Here is a 24,165-nt window from a genome sequence, read left to right on the forward strand (position 1 = left end):
ATGTTGAAGGTTGCAATTGCAGAAGATGATTTCCGCGTCGCGCAAATTCAGGAAGAGTTTTTATCAAAAATAAAAGACGTAAAAGTGATTGGAAAAGCATTGAACGCGAAAGAAACGATGGAATTACTACAAAGGGAAGAAATCGATTTGCTTCTATTAGATAACTATTTACCAGACGGAATTGGCACAGACTTATTACCGAAAATTCATGCAGACTTTCCAAACGTTGACGTCATTATGGTTACAGCGGCGAATGAAAACCATATGTTAGAAAAAGCAATTCGAAACGGCGTAAGTAACTATCTTATAAAACCGGTCACGTTAGAAAAGTTCGTTCGCACAATTGAAGACTATAAAAGAAAGAAACAATTATTACATAGTAACAATGAAGTGAATCAAACACTCATCGATAACTTCTTCGGCATTTCGCAAACACAAGATATAAAAAACTTACCGACAGGCGTTGATCCGTTAACACTGCAAAAGGTAAAAGGAATTATAAAAGGATTCGAAGAGGGTATTACAATAGAAGAAATGGGAGAACAAATGGGGGCCTCGAGAACGACCGCAAGAAGATACTTGGAATATTTAGTAGCGACAAACGAATGCACAGTAGAGTACACATACGGCATTATCGGACGACCAGAACGAAAGTACCGAATAGGAAGAGGACTATGAAAAAACGATTATTACTATGTATATGGATCATGACAGGAGTAATAGCTGGTTGTTCTTCGGAAAAATCTCAAACGAATACAGTAAACATAGACAAAGTAGAAATCGTTGCGCCGAACGTTCAAGGAGCCGGATGGGACCTAACAGCACGGGCAATGCAAAAAACGCTGACGGAAGAAAAAATCTTCACAAAACCAATTACTGTCACAAACAAAGTAGGTGGAAGCGGTGATGTCGGATGGAAATATACGAAACAAAAAGGCGGTCACGTACTGGCGATTAACTCAAGCTTACTCATAACGAACAACCTACTAGGCCACAGTAAACTAACATATAAAGACTTCACACCGCTCGCCACACTTGCATCGGACTGGGAAGTCGTTGTCGTATCAAAAGACTCAAACATAGAAAACGCAAACGAACTAATGAAACAACTGAAACAAGACAAGGAAAACTTCAAAATCGGCGTTGCCCCCGGCCTAGGAAACGACGATCACCTATCATTTGTACAAGTAAGCAAAGCATTCGGCATAAACCCAGCCGAACTACAATTCTTCGTCTACGAAAACAAAGAAAAAATCATAAACGCCCTAACGAACAAACAAATAAGCGCCGCAACCATGACCCTATCCGAAGCCGAAAAACAATACAAATCCGGCAAAATAAAAATACTAGCCGTATCCGCACCAAAACGACTAGACCGACTACCAGAAATTCCAACATGGAAAGAACAAGGAATCAACGTCATCTTCCAGCACTGGAAAGGAATTATGGGCCCAAAAGATATGACGGAGGAAGAGGTTGCTTATTGGGATGGTGTTATTAAGAGGATGGTTGAGAGTGATAGTTGGAAGTTATTAGTGTGTACAGTTGTAATGTTTTCTTTACTTGTGACAGATATATTAATTAGTCATAATGTAGAACGGGCAACAGAGGATAGCCAAGCAGAGAAAGCAAAAACGATTGCACGTATTGTGGCGAATGATTCAGTTGTAATCGATGGTTTAACAGGCAAAGCAGATACTTCCGCAATCCAAACGTATACAAATAGGATATTAAAAAATATAGATGTTCAATTTATTGTCGTTATGGACATGGGCGGAATAAGAAAGTCTCACCCAGATCCAAAGAAAATAGGTCATCATTTTATTGGAGGAGATGAGGGACCTGCATTGAAGGGACAGGAACATGTTTCACTTGCAGAAGGAACTTTAGGGATTTCTATGCGAGTATTCGTACCTATTTTTGCTGAAACAGGTCAGCAACTTGGTGCGGTCGCTGTTGGCATTTCAGCTGATAATGTGAAAGAGAGTGTGAAAAAAAGTAGACATATTATTTATATCGGTGTTGGAGTAGGAATATTAGTTGGTATTATAGGGGTGGACTTACAGGAGATATTATCGGTAAAAACCTTGAATCATATACACCAAATTCACGTATAAAAGAAGTGTTGCAAACAGGAGATGTTCAATTAAACGAGGAACAGACTGTTTATGGGATTACGATTGTTACGAATCGAGTTCCTTTATATGTAAAAGGAGAAATAGTTGGTGCAATTGCAACATTTCGTGATAAAACAGAGATTAGACAATTAGCAGAAGAACTAACTGGTATTAAGCTATATGCGGAAGCATTACGGGCACAATCTCATGAGTTTATGAATAAAATGCATGTCGTTTTAGGCCTTACACATATGAAACAGTATGAAGAATTGCAGAAATATGTAAGTCGTATGGTATCAGAACATCAATATGAGATTGGTGGTGTTATGAAAAGAATTAAAAGTCCAGTATTTGCTGGTTTTTTACTGGGTAAACTTAGCTATGCTAGGGAGAAAAATATAAAGTTAATTATAAGTGAAGATTCGGACTTACCAGATATATATGATGAGTGTATCATCCATGAACTTATTACGGGATAAATTGTTTACAAAAGGTTATTCCACAAAGGGAGATAATCGCGGTTATGGCTTATATCTTGTAAAGGAAAGTACGCAGCGAATAAATGGGGAGATTTATATTTATTCATCGTTAGGAGAGGGAACAAAGATAACAATTGAGATACCTAATAGTAGGGATGAGGGGCAAATATGATTAAAGTTTTAATTGTAGAAGATGATCCGATGGTAGCAATGTTAAATACACATTATTTAGAACAAGTAGGAGGGTTTGAACTTGTTCAAGCAGTTAACTCAGTAAAATCGGCGATAGAAATATTAGAGAAATCACGAGTAGATTTAGTCTTACTTGATATTTTTATGCCTGAAGAGACTGGATTTGAGCTTTTAATGTATATTCGAAATCAAGAAAAAGAAATCGATATTATAATGATTTCAGCTGTACATGATATGGGGAGTATTAAAAAAGCATTACATTATGGCGTAGTAGATTATTTAATTAAACCATTTACATTTGAAAGATTTAAAGAGGCATTAGCTATATATCGAGAAAAGCTTACTTTCATGACAGAACAACAAAAAATTAGTCAATCGGAATTAGATTCGTTAATTTTACAAAAGGAAAAAAGAGAGCCTATTGTCACTAAAGAGCTTCCAAAGGGATTAACAAAACAAACGTTACAATTAATTTGGGAGAAAATCGAGTCACTGAATGGACGGACGTTTACAACAGATGAAATGGCGCAATTAGTAGGGATTTCAAGAGTCTCTATCCGAAAGTATGTCATGTTTTTGACTGAAATCGGAATATTAGAGAATAAAATGTTTATACATAGGAGGTTCCACTTCATGAATCCAAATAATCGCTTAACAACAAACCAAGGTGCTCCAGTTGGAGATAACCAAAATTCTCGTACAGCTGGTCGCCGTGGATCGGTATTATTAGAAGACTATCATTTAGTAGAAAAGCTTGCTCATTTTGATCGTGAACGTATTCCAGAGCGTGTTGTACATGCACGTGGTGCAGGTGCTCACGGTGTATTTGTAACTAAAAACAGTATGAAGCAATATACGAAGGCAGCATTTTTACAAAATGAAGGAACTGAAACGCCTGTATTCGTTCGTTTCTCAACAGTTATTCATGGCCAAGGCTCTCCAGAGACAGCACGTGATCCGCGTGGATTCGCTGTTAAATTTTATACAGAAGAAGGAAACTACGATATCGTAGGTAATCATTTACCAGTTTTCTTCATTCGTGATGCAATTAAATTCCCTGACATGGTGCATTCTTTAAAGCCAGCACCTGATACAAATATTCAAACGCCAGATCGTTATTGGGATTTTATGACGTTAACACCAGAATCTACTCATATGATGACATGGGTATTTTCTGATTACGGTACACCAGCAAACTATCGTGAAATGGAAGGTTTCGGTGTCCATTCATTTAAATGGATTAATGTAAAAGGTAAAATTGTTTACATTAAATATCATTGGAAACCACAGCAGGGTGTACGAAATTTAAGTACAAAAGAAGTGGAACAAGTACAAGGTAAAGATTTCAATCATGCAACTCGCGATTTATTCGATGCGATTGAAAAAGGAAATCATCCAAAATGGGATCTATACGTACAAGTGATGCAATTAGATCAAATGGATTCTTTAGATTTCGACCCATTAGATCCAACAAAAGTATGGCCGGAAGATTGTTTCCCACTCATTGAAGTAGGGACAATGACACTAAATCGCAACCCACAAAACTTTTTTGCGGAAGTAGAGCAAGTGGCCTTTACACCAAGTGCAACTATACCTGGTATTGAACCATCTGAAGATAAACTATTACAAGGTCGTTTATTCTCTTACCCAGATACACAGCGTTACCGACTTGGTGCAAATTATTTACAAATCCCTGTAAACTGTCCATACGCAACTGTTCGTAATCAACAACGTGATGGTGCGATGCAAGTAAATCAAAACCCATCTACAATAAACTATGAACCGAGCCGCCATACTGAAAATCCAGTTGAAGACCCAACTTACCGCGATTCAACTATGAGAGTAGGAGGCTATGTATCTCGTGAAAAAAATGAGAAACCGAACGACTTCAAACAAGCCGGTGAGCGTTATCGTTCATTCTCTAAAGAAGAGCAAGACAATTTAATTGCAAACTTAACTAATGACTTGAAAGACGTAAATGAGCGTACGAAACTACTAGCTATTTGTAACTTCTTCCGTGCAGATCGCGAATATGGTATTCGCTTAGCAGAAGCATTAAATGTTGATAGTGGGGAGAGTAGGGGATTTTTGGAGGAGAGTAGTGGGTGGTATGGGGGGATGGTGAAATTTAGTGACTAATACTCTTCTATTGGTTTGTTTGTAAAAATTAGTATATTCAACGTTAATAATGCTGAATTTTAAGGTATACTTTGGGAGTAGCAAATTAATTGAATGCTAGAGAAGTATTGTAACTAAGATATTTAGGGAGATAGAAAAATGAAAGTAGAAACATATTCTTATAGGTATGCAGAAGAGATTTTGCAACATCCCCGTTTTGAAGCTGCATATAACGAATTGATAATGGTTTGTCGTGATTGCCCTGTTCCAATATACAAGGGGAAATCGGGCAGTCAGTCACAGCTGGAAGTTATACAGCAGATAATGAATACTTATTTTCTTTTGAGATTCGAAGAACTTGGCTGGGAAAAAGAGCCTCGAGCTACACCGAATACATCTGATGATGCATTACGCTCTGATTTTCGAAAATACTATATTGATCCTGATACAGGAGAAGTTATTCTTAAACTTCAAATTGAAGTTGAGTTTGGTAACGTTGCTTCCAGTTATCGTAACTACTTCAAGTTTCAACTTAGCTTTTCTTATGATTTAACAGATATATGTATTTTAATTGTTCCTTCTTATGAACTTTGTAAGAGAATTGATAGTGGTGTTTCAAATTATGAAAAAACAATAAGGGAAATACCAGCTGCAAAACTATCTGTTACTGTTCCAACACTAGTTATTGGACTTTTTGATGATGGCTCTACAGCCTGGAATGTAAAAGATATTACAGAAGATTTAAAAGTTTTGAAAGGAGCACTAAAAGATACATATCCTCAGCATTGTGAGATAGTGAAAGGATACATAAATGATTTAAAAGTATAAAAGGTTAGGGAAAGTACTTATTTTTATTGGGATTGTTTTTTGAATATTCATCAATTATTAATTATATTATTAGGGATTTCAACTTCAATTAATGTTGGAATAACTAGATAATCGGTCATTAGAGATACGATTTGTAAAATCGTAACAAATTGATAAAAGCAGATATCTTTAGGGATAAAATTGATATCTGCTTTTTATCATGAATGGTAATTTCTTTATAAATTAAATTAAATCCTTATGATTTTTTATCAGTAATAATATCAGCTATGTATGAATTATTTAACCAATAACACTGCTTTGTAATTTGCTGGCCATCAGGTAAAGTTACTTTATCGGCACCGTTGCGGGCTTTTGGTCTAATATGCGTGACGCCGTTAAAGTTTATTTTTGGTAGGTTATTTGCTTCGACGACTTTATCACCACGTTTTCTATATTCAATTTGAATACCCTCATGTATTACTTTATTAACTTCTTCCCATAGTTCGCGTATTTCTTTTTCTATTGTAGGCACAGGCATGTTCCAAAGCTTAATGCCTTTAAAGTAGAGTTTACGGTTTGGGTTTTCTTTTTTTGTTTGGTTAAATTCAAAAATTACGAATAAAAATTTGGTTTGATAGAAGCGTTCTCGGATTTCGCTTTCTTCCCATGATTCATTTGTCCATTGATGAAAATCAATTGTTTCAAATGACATGCTTTGTTCTGGCTTTCCGTTTGGTTCTAAACGAATTGTTTTGAACTCTATATTGGCTTTTGCAAATTCTTCAATTTTATCGAGTCGAGTTCCTTTAATACCAAGTAAAGAGCTTACTAATAGTGGAACAAAGCTTTTAGTTGTAGGTTTGTAATCAATAGATAATTTTTGAGCGATTTCTTGATCAGTTAAGCCTATGTAATTTTCAAATTTTGAATAAAGGATTTCTTCTAAAGATTTTCCTTTTAGTTCATTTGTTGTTGTAAAACTTACTAGTTCTTCGTTTAGGTGATACCTGCGAACTAGTGCTGTCATATAAGAAGGCTTTAACGAAAAAGCTCTTTGCATTGCTGGAATTTCAGAATACGGTTGTGAGCGAAGTGAATTTTTATTAGAACCCTTAGTGCAAGCTCCTAAATAGTTTGTATCACCTTCAGATAATTCATGTGCTTTGCCGGCACGAATTTTATTTACGATGGTTTCCCAGTCTTGTCTGATTATTTCTAAATCAGCTTCGGGATAGGTGAATAAAAGGCTTTTTGTAATGTGAAAATTTTTACGGTCTACACCAGGTACCCATTCATAAAACATTAATAGTAGCTTTTTGTTTTTCTTCCAAAAGCTTGAGGTTTCAAAGTGTGTATGAACTTCTTCCATATAGTTGATAATATTTAAGACTAGCCGCTCTTTGGCAGATAATGAACCGTTTTTATTTTGTTTAAATGCAGTTACTTTAAGTTCAATACCAAGGTGCTTAAAGTCAGCTTCTGCATTTGAATTGACTTCATATCCAAAAAAGCTTTCTTCGATTACTTGTCCTAGTCCACCTTTCGATTTAGCATTTGCAAGTCGGTTAGTGGAATCAATCTCACCAAATGTTTTTCCTTCAGCTTCATGTGCTTTTCTCATTAGTTCTTCTATTGTAGTATAGTCCATAATAAACTCCTTTCTGTATCCAGTGCTGCGGTGTATGATTTTAAACAATACATATTAAAGTTATGCTATAATAAAAAGCTGTTTCAATTTTATATAAGTAAAATTTATAAGAAGGAAAAGACAATTAGTTTTATTAGGTAACGGCTATATTGGATCTGTTCAAGGGAAGTTTCTTCCTTTATAATATTGATATAGTAGCGAACTGCTTTCTTAATTGTTACAAGCCAAAATAAGGAATTGTAAAAAAGTATGGTTCTTGAAATGTTATAGTTGATCTTTTCCTCACTTTTTATTATAATGAAGCATAGATAAATAAAATACCGAAAGGATGTTCGTGTATTTATGGTGAAAGTAGTAGAACTTTTCGCGGGAGTAGGAGGTTTTAGATTAGGACTAGAAGCAAACGAAAACTTTGAAGTTCTTTGGGGAAACCAGTGGGAGCCCTCAACTAAAGCACAACATGCATTTAATTGTTATGCAACTCGCTTTGAAAATAAAGGAATACATGTAAATAGAGATATAGCTGAAGCTTGGCCGGAAATACCTGAGCATGATTTATTAGTAGGAGGCTTCCCTTGTCAGGACTATTCTGTAGCACGTACTTTATCGAATGAAAAAGGAATACAAGGGAAAAAAGGTGTTCTTTTTTGGGAGATAATGAACATAGTTAATTCTCGCAAGCCAAGATTTGTTTTGTTAGAGAATGTAGATAGATTATTGAAGTCACCAGCAAAACAAAGAGGTCGTGATTTTTCTATTATGCTGGCTAGCTTTAGAGATGCAGGTTATGTAGTGGAATGGAGAGTCATTAACGCTGCGGATTATGGAAATTCACAAAGAAGACGAAGAGTATTTATTTTTGCGTACTTAAAAGAATCTCATTTCACATCTGTTCAAAGTAAAATGAAGCCGTTAGAGATATTGTGTGAAAATGGATTTTTTGCTCCGATTTTCAAAGTGCATGAAGCGCCTGAGGAAAACAAAAAAAGAGGGCAATTTGAGTTGCCGGTCGATATTATTGAGGTTTCTGATACATTTAAAGCTGAATACTATAATTCTGGCGTAATGATGGACGGGCAAGTATATACGGAAGAAGTAGTTCCGGTAACTGAAAATCCAGAGACTTTAGGTGAAGTTGTTCAAAAAGTATATGATAAATTTGGTCCTGCAGATGAATCATATTATTTGAAAATGGATAAGATTAACAAAAAGGGAAGAACGGAATTTGAGGAACTCAAGTATCTTAAAGGTCCGAAAAAAGAAGAAAGAGTATCAAAGGCGACAGGTCATAAATATTTCTACTCTGAGGGAGGAATGGCTTTCCCTGATGATTTAGATAAGCCTGGACGCACAATGTTAACAAGTGAAGGAACATGTAATAGAAGTTCCCATGTAATAGAGGATCCTCATACAAAAAGACTAAGATATTTAACGCCAGTTGAGTGTGAATTGTTAAATGGTTTCCCGATGGATTGGACGAATACAGGAATGCCACAAAGAAACAGATACTTTTGTATGGGAAATGCTTTAGTTGTTGATTTGGTGGAACGAATGGGTCAAAGGATTTTAGAGATTAACGAAGAAGAAGAGAAGATGGATAGTATTGTGCAGTTGAGTTTATTCTAGGGAATAAACCATATGCATGCTTATTAAAAATTTGAAATAATAAAGAGTTGAGATAATCTGGGTTATATAGCTAGCTATATAACCCAGATTATTTTTTTGCAAATTTCTAATTGAGAATGAATAATCCACTAATTTCCTTTTTTCTTAATACCAACAATTCTTCTATAGATATTGTATAATATGGAATATATTCGAAACGTATTTTTAGATTAAGAGGTGTTACATCATTGGAGAAATATACATTTGATTTTCTACAAGAGGTATTCCCCGAGTTAGCGGAGATGGGGAGAGATATTGAAAATGTTTTTTATCAAGATCCCCAATCGGTTTTAATTAAGGGAAGAATATTTGCAGAGCTATTATCAAAACGCATTGCGGAAGAACATGAACTGCACGACGTACAATACTTAAAGCAAGTAGAGCGTATTCAAAAATTAGAAAGAGAAGATATCTTATCAAAGGAAATTTCACGTTCATTTGATACTGTTCGCTATTTAGGAAATAAAGCGGCACATGAACATATTGAAAGTGGGGTAGAGAGTGCTTTTAAAATGCATAAAAATCTATTCCAAATTGCAGTGTGGTTTATGGAGGTATACGGGAGTTATGAGTTTGTTGTCCCGAAATACAAACATCCACAGCCGAAGAGTAGTGTACATATTGTGGAGAAATTAGAAGAAAAGATATCTGCTAGTTTAGAAGAAAAGTTAAAAATGCTAATTGAGATTGCAAGTAAACAAAATACATCAAATCAAACTGAGGAATTAACAGAAATAAATAACGCTGAGATTGCGGTAGGGTTAGAAATTGAAGATAAACAGTCTGTAGATAATGAAGAAGAAGCAGATAACAATTTTGTGTATGATGATTTTATTTTAGGAGAAGGAGAGAGTTATTTACTAGCAGAACTCTCGAAGCTGAAAGAATCATCTCAAGAGGCTATCGAAAATCCTAATGAATTTAGTTCCTTTAAGGATTATTTACATGTAGAAAGAACGATACAGAACGATATGATGTCTGCTCTAACAGCAGCAGCTGGGCAAAATACGAGTCAATTAATTTTCTTGTGTGGTAGCGTTGGAGATGGGAAATCACATTTATTATCGTATGTGAAAAATAAATATCCTGAATTGATGGAAGAGTTTTCGGTGCATAATGATGCTACGGAAAGTTTTGATCCACAAAAGAGTTCCCTTGATACATTAGCGGAAGTATTAAAGCCATATAGTGATAGTGAGATTGATGGTTCTAGATTTAAGCTAATTTTAGCTATTAACCTAGGAGTTCTGCATAACTTTATTGAATCAGATTATGCAAAAGAGCACTATCAAATTTTAACAAAATTCATTGAGGAATCAGGAATATTCGAGGCAAATGAAATTGCTACTAATCAACAAAGCGGTAATTTCCACTTGATTAGCTTTAGTGATTATCAACCTTTTGAATTAACCAGTGAAGGGCCAAAATCAGATTATTTTTCATCTATTTTAAAGCGAATTGTGGTTGAGTCAGAAAAAAATCCATTCTATCAAGCTTATTTAAAGGATAAGCAACGTGGTATAAATGGATTCTTTATGGTGAATTATGAGTTATTGCAACAACAACAAATACGAGATGGTGTTTTAAGTATATTAATTGAAGCAATAGTTAAGCATAAGATGATTATTTCGACACGTTCCATGCTTAATTTTATTTATGATATTTTAGTGCCTTCTCATGGGAATGAAGATTTTCTTGGGGCAGGTATGATGGAAAAAACCGAAGCCTTATTACCGAATTTATTATTTGATGGTCAAGAAAAATCAAATTTACTAGCAGTTATTTCTAAAATGGATCCTATTCATCTACGATCAAATAGTGTAGACCAAATGCTAATTGAGCTAAACAATTCAGTAAATATGAAGAATACTTTCCAAAAGCATTTGAATTTACATGGACTTGATGGATGGATAGAAGGGCTAGAAGAGATGGGACCTTTCTTCGAGTTAAGTGATTCATCTAGACAGGTATTCAATAAAACATTAATACGTATGTCATTATTTTTATCTCCGGTTTTAAATGAAATATTTGGGGATGAAAATTATAAAAAATATATGGAATATTTATATGCTTTTAATAAAGGAAATCGATCTGATTTAAAAGGTATGTATAATTTAGCGAGAAAATCAATTTTCTTATGGAACGGAAGTCCGAAGTCAGATTATGTATTCATGGATTACTCAAATGATACTACTCAGGTTGCACAGTCTCTTAAAATTAAGCCGTTTGTAGGACATTTGAAAGGGGTAGAACCGGAGGTTTTAAATCGATTTAAATTAAATATATTACTTGCTTTTTCCAATGAAGATAAAGTAGCTCCTGTATATTTAGAAATTGATTATCCATTATATGAAATGATGGTCAAACTTTCAAAAGGTTATCGCCCGAATAAAAAGGATAAAGAAGATTGTATTCAGTTCGTTGAATTTGTGGATAAGATAATGAAATTAGGAAATAGAGAAAAAGAATTATTGTTTGTTCAATCTAATGAAAATGGAATGTTTAGACTAACATACGACGAAGATTTTGAAGAATTTACGTTTAGAAGGGATTAGAAAATGATTGTAAGAGAGAATTTAGAAGATTTGAAAAACTCGCTGAGTATTAAACCAGAAAAGTTAGGATTAAAACATACAATAAATAAAAAAGCCCCTCTGTTACCTTTCTCTACCCGAGGAACAGAGCGGGCAAAATTCGCAAAAGGGTTTCAGGGAGTATTAGGAGAGTTTACGCGTCTAGTCAGCGGAAATAAGTTGAAAATGGAAGTTAATCTAGAAGAACTTATTGGAGAGATTAGTAAATCTGTTGATGTATCAAAGCAAGATAAGTCGCAATTTGAACAAATACTACGTACCTTTTTGCAGGATAGTGATAATACAATTAAAATTTTTCATTTGCATTTGTTTCAATATTTACCATTAAGTGATAAGGCTGATAAAAAAGGAGAACAAGATATTGCTAGATTCCTTTTAGACGTCTTATTAGGTGAAAAAGAAACAGTAGAAGAGATTTTTGGAAAAAGCGATTCAACAGATTTAATGTCACGTCTTGTGTTAAAACAATTAAATCATTTGGAGAGCGACGAAAAAGAACGCCGTCCTTATATTAATCAAATTCCATTTATCTCAAAGCTATTCAAAGAAGATTTTCAATTTTTAGCAGAACATAAAGATTATTTTAGAACTCATTATCATTTGTTTCTTAGTTATTATTACTTTTTATATATTACTCAATTGACTTTAAAGCTTTCACAAGTTGGGAAAGCGAACTTTAGTGAGAACAACGAAGTTTATTTTACACTTGACTGGGAGTCTACGAGTAAGAATAGAAAAGGTTATACTCATGGTTATCAAATGATTAAAGATACAGGTAGACATTTACTACTACATATTAATTGCTTAGAACATTTAAATTTCCTAATGGGAGTAGAAAAAGCGGGTGGCTATCCTGAGTTAAAGGAAACATATCAGCAATTATCCGATGAGGATAAAAAAGTATTTTTAGAGATGCTTTGTGATTGGGTTATGGAATATAGAAGACATTTAGGTCTTGGGGCTTATGAAGGAAATTTAGAATTAGAATATGATACGCTTGTACAATCCTTATTCCGTAGTATAGAAGAAGCCTATGAAAAAGATACGATGCAAGGCCCTCGACATAGATACTCTTTATCAATAGAAGAGGTTGGGAAAAAATATTTCTTAAAAACTCGAGGTTCACTTGGTTATATGCTTAATCTTAGTCAAGATATGTTATTGCTACTAACAGCATTGAGTTTAAAAAAGGAAAGAAAACCTTTGAAGCAAGTATTTATAGATTTAGAGGCTAGAGGTTTATTCTTCGATCGTTACTCAAAAGAAGAAATTGTACAGTTATTTGATAAGCTGAATTTAATAGACAAAAAAAGTGATAGCGGTGATGCACAGTATGTTAAACCAATTTTATAATTATCTTTCAGATAAACTAATAAATTATTTACAAGCAGAAAATCTTAGAGGTGGAGAGCGGTTTTACCTTCAATTTGATAATCATGAACAAGTACAAGCATTTTATGACACATTAAAAGAACAAGATTTATCGCAGGCGTTTTATTATCAGCATAAGCAAGGAACTCCATACGAAACGATTGCTATTAAGGTTTCAGAGGAAATGAAAGTAGTTGTTGCGACTACATCGGCAAACGTTACTCCGGACTTTTTAGTAACACTTCGTAATGAAGTCGGTGAACAAAAGGATATTTGGGAGAAAACAGCTTTACTTAGTATATGTCATGAGACACTGGACAGTATTAAGGGTGGTAGCAGTGATTTGCAAAAAGAAGGTATGCCATTTAATGTAAAATCAATTTTGAAAACATTAAAAGAAGAAATTGAAACTTCTTCTTTAAATAAAGAAGAGAAGGAAGTACTTTCATTTTATTTACGTAAAAAATTAGATGATACAATTGTGCGACCATCTCTTTGGGATTATGAAGAAATTCTTGGGTTTTTATCAAAACAAGAGATTGCGAGAGAAGACTATTCTAATCTAGGTATTTTCTATGATGAAAATTTAAATCAATTTACTTCAGCTCAAATGAAAAAAAGGCTAGAAGAAAATGCTTCATTCTTTGAGAAAGTTCAACATATGCATGAGTATGAACATTTAGAGAGTCAATTAGAAAAATTATTTGATGAGAAAGGTGTTTCTCGCCTGAAGAAAGAAGATTGGCAGCAAGCAGATTATGTTCTTGTTAAAGATTCTTACGACAAAATGACTGAGATAGATCGTCCATTAGAATATATTGAATCACCAAAGAAATATTCAAAAGAAGGTCTGCTATATTGGGAGAAAGCACAAGCTGAGACAAAGGCTGGGAGACGTAAACGCCATATTATCGTTTTTAATCCTACACAGATAGAAGATATCAACCTGAACTTTGAATTTGAAGAAAAGTTGAAGAAGGAATACATTCATAAAAATTCACAGGGGTTCTGTGGGATATCTGGGAAAAAACTAACTGTTAGTTTAGTGCATAAGCAAAATGTGACTTCATTCCATAAAGTTGTATATACGCATAAGATGCAATCTAAGTCGAAATATGAGTTTCATATTGCTGTTATAGAATGTGAAGCCGCGTTTTTACAATCGCTTCAAACGATTTATGAAGTGAATGTAAATAAGAAATACGTAGTTATGAATAAAGCTGAAGAACGTATTGTTTTTGGAGATATTTCTAATGAGCCAGAAGAAGTATTTATTGAGGAAGATGCACAGATTATAAATTGGCAAGGTGGAAGTTTTGAAGTCTCTGAATCTTCCCCTGCATGGAATGATGATAGCTTATCATTTTCTGTTCAAATTGAAACCTCTTTAATTCCTATTCTTATTAGAGAGCAAGTTGCAAAGACTGTTCCAGTATCAGGAGAAAGGGTATGGAAATTAAAAAGAGAACATCAAGAAAGCTTTGAATATAACCTTGATACAAATAAATTAAAACAAGGTGCAAGGGAATTTTCAGCACGAGAAGGATTTCGAAATTATTTACAAGACGAGAGAGTATGGATTGAAAATGAAATCGCTTTTGCAGTTAGAGGGGTATCAGGCCTAAATAAGGTTGAATTATTAATGAACCCACCATTGAGAGATGCGTATCAACAATTATTAAATTACTATAAGTTTAATAATACGGTTCCTAGTCTTTGTTTTGTGGATGATCAATTAAGAGACCTATCTATAAGATACTTGAAGGCTTTTAACGAAAGCGTTGCTCATATACAAGAAAATGTAATGTTAAAAGAAGAAGAAAAGAATCTGTTTAAATTGGGAGTTATTGAAGAGGAACAAAGAGTCATACTAACACCGTTGCATCCTCTTAATGTTGCCTATCAGTTAAGTATTAATGATGAAATTAAAAACGAAGTAGTTGAAATGCATATTTTAAACCGTTTGCATCCTAATAATCTATTGCCATATATATATGGACAGAATGATGAATTGTATCGACCAGTTTCTCAAAATGAAGCACCTGAATGGACTGTTTATGAACCACTTCATAAGGTTGCGATTGGGGAATCTAATGCATTTTTAGCTAATGTAGTTGAAGAAAAGCTTCAACAATTTGTGGAGCATTTCCAATACTTATTTTTACAAGAATCTAAATCTCCGATACGAATCAATGTGATTAATATAAATAATGATAAAGAAGTTGTAAGAGGTTTAGTACAGTTTATTAAGAAGCAGATAGATAAAAAAGGGCCGTCCAAAATCATACCAGTAGAGGTTGCTTTATATCATGAGAGTAATATACTAAGCGCTTTTGAAAAATTTTCTATATATGATGATGTTCAAAAATTCGAGGAGTTCTTTGAGTTATCGTTAGCATCAAAGAATCTCGATGCTGTAGACGTATTAAGGCTGATTCGAGAAAATGTTTTTTATTATAAACTTATTGGTACGAAAGAATATGGTTACGCTCATATTTCATTCTATAAAATGATTTCAAATGAGAAGCATGCGAAAAGTACAATGGAAGATATTGAAACAGGATTATCTTTAAATGGAATGTTATCATCTCTATCATCTATTAGTACAGAAGTAGATTATCGTACAGGATTTGGATTAAAAAATGTATTGAATAATGAACATTTGTTAATTCAAACTGCTAGAGGAATGAATGAATTAGGAAGTAATTTAAATAACGATGGTACAAATCCTTATCGTAAGAATGAAACAATTGTTACGAGAACATCTACCTATGATGAACAAGTTCTAGAACATTTATATGAATCTTCTTATTGGGTAACATTTATTGAACCTAATGTAGGTTTAGATTTCTTCCAAGATTCATCACGTAATTTATTGGTCATTCATTATAGTGATCAATATTCTTCATCAAGCCAGTATGATGCAATTACAGTAACGGATAAAGCGAGACAATACCGAGCGGTTATTGAACAGTATCTGGCAGAAAAAGAAATTGTATCAACACCTGAAAAAATTAATACAGCTATTAGAGCTTTCAATAGTTTAAATGGTGAGTGGTTACTACGAATTATAGGAAGTAAGGGACAATTCTCAAGAGAAAAGTTAAGCATTATTTCAGCTGTGAAGTATATATTAAGTGCTTTAGATCATGAGAATATTTTATGGGTTCCTATCTCATTAGAAGAAATATTGCGTGTTGCTGGAGCGGTGAAATTAACGAAAAGTGAAGGTGTATTTTCTGCAAAAAATCTAGGCGGAAAAGGTGCACATAGTGACGATTTACTGTTAATCGGAGTAGAAATGCAAGATGATAAATTATCAGTGCATTATTATCCAGTGGAAGTGAAAATCGGCTTAAATCAAGACAGTGCTATTGCGAAAGCAAAAGAGCAAATTAATGCTACTAAGCAACTATTTGATACACAACTTTCTAAAACAAGTGAAGACGGTTTACATGTGTTTAAACATAAGTTTTTCCGAAACTTCTTTGTGCAGTTATTGCTAGCGAATGCCGAGAAATTCATTGCAAACAACATTTGGCCAGAAAAATCTTATGAGAAAATTGAAGAACTAAAGAAAAGATTATTAAATGATGATTATGAAATGAGTGGACATTTAGATGATAAAATCGGAAAAGGAGCAATTTTATCATTCAAAAAGGAACAATCATGGAGATCCATTAAAATAGAAGAAGATATTTTATTAGTGGAATTAACCGAAGAGGATGGATATGAAGGAGTAGTCGAAGAAATTGAGGCACTTAAAATGAAAATCCATTCTGGCGGAACTGATATTAATCCAAATAGATTATTGAATCAGAATCATGATTCTAATCAAGTGTTAAAAAAAACTAGCAATAAAGTCGTTCCAACTGTACCTCATTCTGAAGAAGAAAAGGAAGAAAAAGGAAGGGGAGGAACAAAAGAATTAAAAGACATCCGCGTTTTGTTAGGAACAGTAGAGGGATCGACTCAAGAAATATATTGGGAATTCGGAAATTCAGAGCTAGCAAATAGACATATTTTAATTTCGGGTAAATCAGGACAAGGTAAGAGTTACTTCATTCAATGTTTACTACTTGAGCTGGCGCAAAATGGAATTTCTAGTATGATATTTGACTATACAGATGGATTTAAGAATTCTAAGTTAGAACCGGAATTCAAAGAGAAACTCCAAGATAATATTGAACAATTCCTAGTAGCAAAAGATAAATTCCCAGTAAATCCATTTAAGCGAAATCAAAAAGAATTGGATGAAGGAATTTATATCGATGAAGATAATACAGATGTTGCTGAAAGAATTAAAAGTGTATTTTCAGCTGTATATAAAGATTTAGGCATTCAGCAACAAAACGCTATATATGAGGCGGTAATGCGCGGTTTAGATAAATATGGCGAAGGTATGAATTTAAATTATTTATTAGCAGAATTAGAAGAGGATACTTCTGGGCCGGCTAAAACAGCCAGGTCACAAATTAAGCCATTTATTGATAAGAATCCATTTAATCATAATGCTGTATATAATTGGGGGGATATACTGAACCAAAAAGGTAAAGTGTTTATTGTACAATTAACAGGCTTTAATAGAGATGTACAGCTCATGATTACAGAGTTTATCTTGTGGGATATTTGGAACTACCAATTGCATCACGGAGATAAAAATAAACCATTCCCAGTTATATTAGATGAAGCGCAAAATCTTGATCATAGAGAAAAATCACCGAGTGCCAAAATTTTAACTGAAGGAAGAAAATTTGGTTGGTCAGGTTGGTATGCAACACAATCATTAAAAGGGCAATTTACAACAGATGAAATTTCACGACTACAGAATTCAAGTCAAAAGGTGTATTTCATGCCACCAGAAAATGAGATTAGTGCCATTGCATCAAACCTTGCTCAAGATTCAGCTATGCGAAAAGAATGGGAAAAGCGACTTGCAACATTGAAGAAAGGTCAATGTATCACTTCTGGGCCAATGTTACAGAAAGATGGAACGTTGAAGTCGGGTAGCCCTGTAATCATTAATATTAGTGCGTTGCAGGATAGATTGAAGTAATAATTTAATAGTGATATGAAAGTTTTAGAAAACCACCTTGGACGGTATATTTGTTTGGGGTGGTTTTTGTATTGTTAAGCATGTTGAAAGCTAGAAATAATAAGAGGTCCTCCTTGCCAAGGGTTTTAAAGTTTTTAAGTGATTTTCATAGGGAGCAGGGTGAGAGGCAATTCGTGACTAGATAAACTCTTAGTATTTAAAGAGTTTGTATACGGTTAATCTTTTAATTTAGCGGAGATATAATAGGTGAATCATAAAAATGAAAGGGGGAAGAGGGGTGAATTTTATGATTTCTTTGACTGGTATCTCAATTTTGTTTCTCTTCTATTGGTGTATTGTGAATCAATATATTGTTGTTAAATGGAACTTTATTTTTAAGAAATTTAATGAAAATATAGCGTTTGGGATGTTTATTACATGTATGTTATTTTGGCTGCAGTATGTATTTAAAATGTTTTTTGATAGATAATCAGTTTTTTATGAGGTAAATAGACACAATGGAGTATGTAAGGTACTTCATTGTGTCTATTTTTTCAGAACTAATTATAGTTTATTTCTTGAACCTCCCCCAACGTCACCCCCTAACCTAAAGAAGACAAATCAAAAAAGGGGGATCAAACCACTCATGAAAACCACCACAAAAGAAAAAAGAAACACCATCATCATGCTATTACTCTCAGCCGCAATAGGAATCTTTTCACCACTACTCATGTACATCACGCTGGCACGTAAAAATGAGGTATACAAATACCACTGCCGAAAGGCTTTTAACTTTCATTTGTTAATTTTTCTTCTATTTAATATTAGTTCACGTATTAGTGATGTATTGTTTTGGATCATATTTGCCTTCGAGGTCGTTCAAGTGATCATTGTTACGTGGAAAGTAATACGCGACGAGCCATATCGTTATTTCATTCGAATTCCGTTATTTAAAAAAGATAAGTATGCGGTGGAAGGAGAATAGGTGATGAAACAAGAAGTGGAGATAAGGGGAAAGCGATTTTTCGTTATGATTGCAGTATTGTTTATTGCGATTTATATTGTTTTACGAAAAAGAAAGTATGAGTACTTTTATGATGGTATTAGCGAGTATGAAAATCGTTATAGAGGGAATGTTCCTTTGTTATTGCTTGTTGTAGGTTTGTTTCAATATTGTAGGCAGAATGAGATTAGTTTTTCTCATATGCTTCAGTATGTGAAAGAGAAGTTAGCGGAGTAGGTGATGATATGGCGTGGTTGATTAGTGAGTTTGCACATGTTGGGGATGTTACGGTGCGGACGCTTCGTTATTATGACAAGATTAATTTATTAAAGCCGAGCGATTATACTGAGGGGGGACATCGGCTATATACGAAAGATGATTTGTATGTGCTGCAGCAAATTCAATCGTTTAAGCATCTTGGTTTTTCGCTTGGGGAAATTCAAAATATTATATTGCAGCGTGATATAAAGACGGAAGAATTTTTAAGACAAATGCATTTTCAAAGGGAATTGCTTTTGGCAGAGCAAGAAAGGATTGCGAAGGTGCTTTCGCATATGGATGAGATGACGAAGAAGTTTCAAAAGGAGAAACGAGTGGATGTCGCTTTGTTTTCTTCGTTTTTGCAAACTTTTATATGGGAGAAAGAAAATAAGGAATGGCTAGAGGAACACTTTTCAACGGATAGTGTTCGAGCGTTTTATAATAATAAGGAACTAAAAGAAAAGTTTGAACAGCGATTTATGGATGTGATAGGGAAGTTGAAAAAGTATAAGGTAGAAGAGAAAAATCCGGGTCATCAAGACGTTCAAGTTACCTTGAAGGAATTTTTCAATGTAATAGAAGAAGTAACGAATTATCTTGATACACCCCAAAGCGATATAGAGGATATAATCCAAAAATCAAACCTCCCACTATCCGAATTCCCAACCCTCTTCACAACCGAAGAAGAAAACTATATAAAAGAAGCAATGAAGCAGTTTAACACCTAGTTAAACTGCTTTTCCATTATAATAGAAGAAAACCAAACGGAGGGAAATCCCATGCCAACCTACAACAAACTAATCAGAAACAAAATCCCACAAATAATAAAAACTAACGGAAAAACACCTACAACAAGAATCCTACCCGAAGACGAATACATAAAAGAAATCTGCAAAAAAACACAAGAAGAACTAACAGAATACATCGAAGCAAAAACAAAACTCGATAAACTCGAAGAACTATCCGACCTACTAGAACTAATAAACGCCCTAGCCGAACACGAAGGCACAACACTAGAAGAAATCAACAATATCCGAAAAAAGAAAGCAGAAGAAAGAGGCGGCTTCTCAGATCGAGTCTTTCTAATTGAAGTAACCGATAACTAGCCCCTCCTAAGCCCCTTACAAGCCCCTACCAAGTAATAAATCACTAAGAAAAAACATAACAAAACAAAAACACCAACAAACACCGTAGTAGGAGTCGAAAAAAATTTTGAAATAACACGCCAAAAACCCGGCCCTCCTTCCTATATATAGTACAAAGAGGAATTTTTCATTTTTGAACGGAGACGGGAGGAATTAGGATGGCGGTATATCGTACTGTGCAGGTGAATTTTTGGCAGGATGATTTTGTTTTGGATTTGACGCCGGAGGAGCGGTATTTTTATGTGTATTTGTTAACTTGTTCGAAGACGACGCAGTGTGGGATTTTTCCTTTTCCGAAGCGGTTAGCTGAGATGGAGACGGGTTATAATCGGGAGACTGTTGATAAGCTTGTGCAGCGCTTCATTGATTATGGGAAGATTCTTTATGATGCGGATACGCGGGAGTTATTTGTTTTGAATTGGCTTCGTTATAATCCTGTGACGAATACGAATGTGGAGAAGTGTGTGCTTCGTGAGCTTAAGGGTGTGAAGAATAAGGAGTTTGTACATATGTTTCTTCAGAAGTGCGTAGAGGAGGAGCTGAATGTTCCAATGCTTTTAGCGCATTTCGGTATGCCTGGTGAATTGGTTATGGATGATGTTGATCCGATTTGTGAGGAGACAGAGGAAGAAGAGGTTATAGAAGAAGAAATGGGAAGTCGCGTGTTTTCTTTTTATGAGCAACATTTCGGTAGTTTGTCTCCGTTTGCGGTGGAGGAACTGAGTGCGTGGATGGAAGATTTGTCAGAGGAGCTTGTGCTGAAGGCTCTTCAAATTGCGTTTGAGAATAATAAGCGGACGGTTGCTTATGTGAAGGGGATTTTGAGAGGTTGGCACGGGAAAGGATTTACGAAAGTTTCTGAGGTTGAGGCGGATACGGCTAATTTTCGGAAGAAGGATTCGTCTGTTAGTACGGGGGAGACGGAGGAGTTTTTGGCGAGATGTGAGGAGTGGGAGAAGAATGCGCCGTCTGAGGAAGAGTTGCAGCGCTTTTTAGCGGAGCGCGGGTGGCGTCCATGAGTATTCAAAATGTGGAGGCGGAGAAGACGGTGTTAGGTTCTCTATTAATTGATGGAGAGCTTATTAAGGAGTGCCGTTTGACGGAGCAGTATTTTTCGATGCCAGTGCATAAGTCTATATTTCAGTTAATGCGAAAAATGGAAGGAGAGGGGCAACCGATTGATCTTGTAACTTTCACTTCTAGAGTGGACCCGAATTTTTTGAAGGGGATCGGGGGAATGGAGTATTTTATAGGGTTAATGGATGGTGTGCCTACTACTAGCAACTTCTCGTATTATGAGGGGCTTGTTCGAGGTGCCTGGAAAATGTATCAGGCGGGTGTTCTCGGGCACAAGATGGGAGAGCGTCTTATTGCGGAGAAGAGTGAGAAAATTATTGGTGAGACGATTACGGCACTTTGTGAGTTAGAGGAGAAGGACTGTGTATGTGAGTTTGATTTGAAGGATGCGCTAGTTGATTTATATGAAGAGCTTCATCAAGATGCGAAAGAGATTACGGGTATTGAGACTGGTTATATATCGCTAAATAAAATGACGTGCGGATTGCAGGAAGGTGATTTTGTTGTTCTTGGTGCGCGTCCTTCTATGGGGAAGACTGCGTTTGCGCTAAATGTTGGACTGCATGCGGCGAAGTCTGGCGCGGCGGTGGGGTTGTTTTCGTTAGAGATGAGTAGTAAACATTTGTTAAAACGGATGGCATCTTGCGTAGGCGAAGTGTCAGGAGGTAGGTTGAAAAATCCGAAGCATCGTTTTGCGATGGAAGACTGGGAAAGGGTGAGTAAGGCGTTTGCGGAGATTGGTGAGTTACCACTTGAGATTTACGACAATGCAGGTGTTACAGTGCAAGATATTTGGATGCAAACTCGTAAGTTAAAGAGGAAGCATGGTGATAAAAAGATTTTAATTATTGTAGATTACTTGCAGCTTATTACGGGCGATCCGAAGCATAAAGGCAATCGATTTCAAGAGATTAGTGAGATTTCGCGTAAGCTTAAGTTATTAGCACGTGATTTAAATGTTTGTGTAGTAGCGCTGTCGCAATTATCTCGTTCTGTAGAGTCACGGCAAGATAAGCGTCCTCTTTTATCTGATTTAAGAGAGACAGGACAAATTGAGCAAGATGCGGATGTCATTATGCTTATGTATCGCGAAGATTATTATGATAAGGAAACGATGCAGAAAGAGATGACGGAGATTCATGTGGCGAAGCATCGGAATGGACCTGTGGGGAGTTTTAAGCTGAGGTTTTTGAAGGAGTTTGGGCGGTTTGTGGAGATGGGGAATTAAGTGTTGGGAAAATAGTCAATTTGTAATAAAGTTTGATCAAATGTCCTATATTGATAGGCAGGGTTTTTACTTTTCCAGCAAGCGGGTTATTTGTTGAATAGTTCAATACCTATTATTTTGTTGCGGTGAATATACTGGAGGGTATGTTAAGACTTTCATTAGGATAGGAGTGAATAAGTAATTATGAAAAAAGCGATACGCGTCCTTATTTCTGGTGCGAGCATTACCGGTCCGGCACTCGCTTACTGGCTTCATCGTTATGGCTTCGACGTGACTGTAGTAGAACGCGCACCTGCATTGCGCTCTGGTGGATATGGGGTTGATATTCGTGGTGTAGCTGTTACGGTGCTTGGACAGATGGGTATACTCGATCAAGTCCGTGCAGCTGATACAAACATGACCGGTGTGTACTTCGTGAACAGCAAAGGTAATGTTGAAGGTCAATTAAGTGAAGCGAGTTTCGCGAACCAGCATGGTGTGGACATCGAAATCATGCGTGATGATTTGAGTAATATTTTGTACGATTTAACTAAGGACACAATTAAGTACATTTGGAGTGAGTCAATTACTGCTATACATGAAACTGAAGATGGTGTAGAAGTCCAATTTATTCATGAAAAGCCACAGACGTTCGATCTGGTTATCGGTGCGGACGGGCTGCATTCTAATGTGAGGTCCCTGACTTTTGGTGATGAAGCACAGTTTAAACGTACACTTGGTTGTTATATTTCGATTTTCACCCTCGAGAATTACCTCAACCTTGACCACCGCGTAATGCTTTATACAATGCCAGGCAAAACTGTGGGTATGTATAGCGCTCGTGGTAATACAGAGGCAAAAGGTATGTTCCTGTTCCAATCGGAGGCACTGGAGTACGACCGCTATGATGAAGAATCTCAAAGAAAACTTGTAGAAAATGCATTTGTAGGCCATACAGAAGACTGGGAAACTTCACACATACTTAAAACTATGAAAGAGGCGGATGACTTTTATTTTGATGAGATTTGTCAAATTCACATGCCAACATGGTCAAAAGGTCGAATTACATTGGTAGGTGATGCGGCATATGGTCCATCACCTCTATCAGGGCAAGGTACTAGTCTAGCGCTTGTCGGAGCTTATGTATTAGCAGGCGAACTAAAAAATGCGCGTGGTGATCATTCCCGTGCCTATGTTGCTTATGAGCAAGAGATGAGAAAGTTTGTTGAGAAGAATCAAAAAATAGGGAAACTAGCTGCTGGGAGCATGGTTGAAAAATCGAGCTTTAAAATCTTTCTGCGCAATTTCATGTTACGAGTACCAATCCTTATGGTCGTACAGTTTAAGGTAATCTCGAAAATGGTAGCGAAAGCCGCTAACGGGATCGAGCTAAAAGACTATTGATATGAATATGTAAGAAAAGAGCTTTGTCTCCATGATTTATAT

Annotated in this window: 15 protein-coding genes and 3 pseudogenes; 17 read left to right on the forward strand and 1 reads right to left on the reverse strand. The window is 35.4% G+C overall.

The annotated features are described in order from the left end of the window. The 6 genes and pseudogenes from EKQ63_RS06310 (at position 1) to EKQ63_RS06325 (ending at position 5,734) form a co-directional block, all read left to right on the forward strand. Complete coding sequence (locus tag EKQ63_RS06310) at positions 1–678, forward strand: response regulator (RefSeq protein WP_087995486.1); 678 nt, start codon at positions 1–3, stop codon at positions 676–678. Next, a pseudogene (locus tag EKQ63_RS29820) lies at positions 675–1,529 on the forward strand (tripartite tricarboxylate transporter substrate binding protein); the annotation flags it as partial. The gene EKQ63_RS06310 and the pseudogene EKQ63_RS29820, both read left to right, overlap by 4 nt. Beyond that, positions 1,506–2,768, forward strand: a pseudogene (locus EKQ63_RS06315) (Spo0B domain-containing protein). The pseudogenes EKQ63_RS29820 and EKQ63_RS06315, both read left to right, overlap by 24 nt. After that, positions 2,765–3,097: pseudogene (locus EKQ63_RS30145) on the forward strand (response regulator); the annotation flags it as partial. The pseudogenes EKQ63_RS06315 and EKQ63_RS30145, both read left to right, overlap by 4 nt. Before the next feature lie 324 nt (positions 3,098–3,421). Then, positions 3,422–4,927: a catalase gene (locus tag EKQ63_RS06320; protein WP_223290793.1), complete on the forward strand. Its 1,506-nt coding sequence runs from the start codon at positions 3,422–3,424 to the stop codon at positions 4,925–4,927. 138 nt (positions 4,928–5,065) lie between these two features. Then, entirely contained in the window at positions 5,066–5,734 is a 669-nt protein-coding gene (locus EKQ63_RS06325) for a BglII/BstYI family type II restriction endonuclease (protein ID WP_061660999.1), read from the forward strand. A gap of 235 nt (positions 5,735–5,969) precedes the next feature. On the opposite strand, the gene EKQ63_RS06330 is transcribed toward EKQ63_RS06325, so the two are convergent. Further along, positions 5,970–7,361, reverse strand: coding sequence for a Sau3AI family type II restriction endonuclease (locus EKQ63_RS06330; protein WP_087951507.1), 1,392 nt, complete (start codon positions 7,359–7,361; stop codon positions 5,970–5,972). A 342-nt stretch (positions 7,362–7,703) separates the two neighbouring features. Here EKQ63_RS06330 and dcm point away from each other — a divergent pair, with 342 nt between their 5' ends. From dcm to EKQ63_RS06390, 11 genes are all read left to right on the forward strand, one after another. Continuing rightward, positions 7,704–8,987 (forward strand): DNA (cytosine-5-)-methyltransferase, encoded by a 1,284-nt coding sequence (gene dcm / locus EKQ63_RS06335; protein ID WP_075720198.1) that lies wholly within the window; start codon positions 7,704–7,706, stop codon positions 8,985–8,987. 227 nt (positions 8,988–9,214) lie between these two features. After that, a complete protein-coding gene (dptF, locus tag EKQ63_RS06340) occupies positions 9,215–11,581 on the forward strand; it encodes a DNA phosphorothioation-dependent restriction protein DptF (RefSeq protein WP_143880862.1) in 2,367 nt (788 codons plus the stop codon). Between the two features lie 3 nt (positions 11,582–11,584). Next, positions 11,585–12,973, forward strand: coding sequence for a DNA phosphorothioation-dependent restriction protein DptG (dptG, locus tag EKQ63_RS06345; RefSeq protein ID WP_088356427.1), 1,389 nt, complete (start codon positions 11,585–11,587; stop codon positions 12,971–12,973). Continuing rightward, positions 12,954–18,047, forward strand: coding sequence for a DNA phosphorothioation-dependent restriction protein DptH (gene dptH, locus EKQ63_RS06350; protein ID WP_143880863.1), 5,094 nt, complete (start codon positions 12,954–12,956; stop codon positions 18,045–18,047). The genes dptG and dptH overlap by 20 nt, the downstream gene beginning before the upstream one ends. Before the next feature lie 625 nt (positions 18,048–18,672). After that, entirely contained in the window at positions 18,673–19,011 is a 339-nt protein-coding gene (locus tag EKQ63_RS06360; RefSeq protein ID WP_071726493.1) for a magnetosome magnetite crystal formation protein family, read from the forward strand. A 3-nt stretch (positions 19,012–19,014) separates the two neighbouring features. Continuing rightward, entirely contained in the window at positions 19,015–19,266 is a 252-nt protein-coding gene (locus EKQ63_RS06365; RefSeq protein WP_142940629.1) for a hypothetical protein, read from the forward strand. A gap of 8 nt (positions 19,267–19,274) precedes the next feature. Then, positions 19,275–20,018, forward strand: coding sequence for a MerR family transcriptional regulator (locus EKQ63_RS06370; protein ID WP_143880864.1), 744 nt, complete (start codon positions 19,275–19,277; stop codon positions 20,016–20,018). Between the two features lie 51 nt (positions 20,019–20,069). Next, on the forward strand, positions 20,070–20,396 hold the full coding sequence (locus EKQ63_RS06375; RefSeq protein ID WP_087951513.1) for a nucleoside triphosphate pyrophosphohydrolase: 327 nt from the start codon (positions 20,070–20,072) through the stop codon (positions 20,394–20,396). Positions 20,397–20,593: 197 nt separating this feature from the next. Then, a complete protein-coding gene (locus EKQ63_RS06380; RefSeq protein WP_143880865.1) occupies positions 20,594–21,454 on the forward strand; it encodes a DnaD domain-containing protein in 861 nt (286 codons plus the stop codon). Beyond that, complete coding sequence (gene dnaB, locus EKQ63_RS06385) at positions 21,451–22,740, forward strand: replicative DNA helicase (RefSeq protein ID WP_143880866.1); 1,290 nt, start codon at positions 21,451–21,453, stop codon at positions 22,738–22,740. The genes EKQ63_RS06380 and dnaB overlap by 4 nt, the downstream gene beginning before the upstream one ends. A 183-nt stretch (positions 22,741–22,923) precedes the next feature. Continuing rightward, positions 22,924–24,123: an FAD-dependent monooxygenase gene (locus EKQ63_RS06390; RefSeq protein WP_087951516.1), complete on the forward strand. Its 1,200-nt coding sequence runs from the start codon at positions 22,924–22,926 to the stop codon at positions 24,121–24,123. The last annotated feature ends 42 nt before the right edge of the window (positions 24,124–24,165 follow it).

It is taken from the genome of Bacillus sp. BD59S (genome assembly GCF_007363175.1).
GTDB lineage: Bacteria > Bacillota > Bacilli > Bacillales > Bacillaceae_G > Bacillus_A > Bacillus_A pacificus.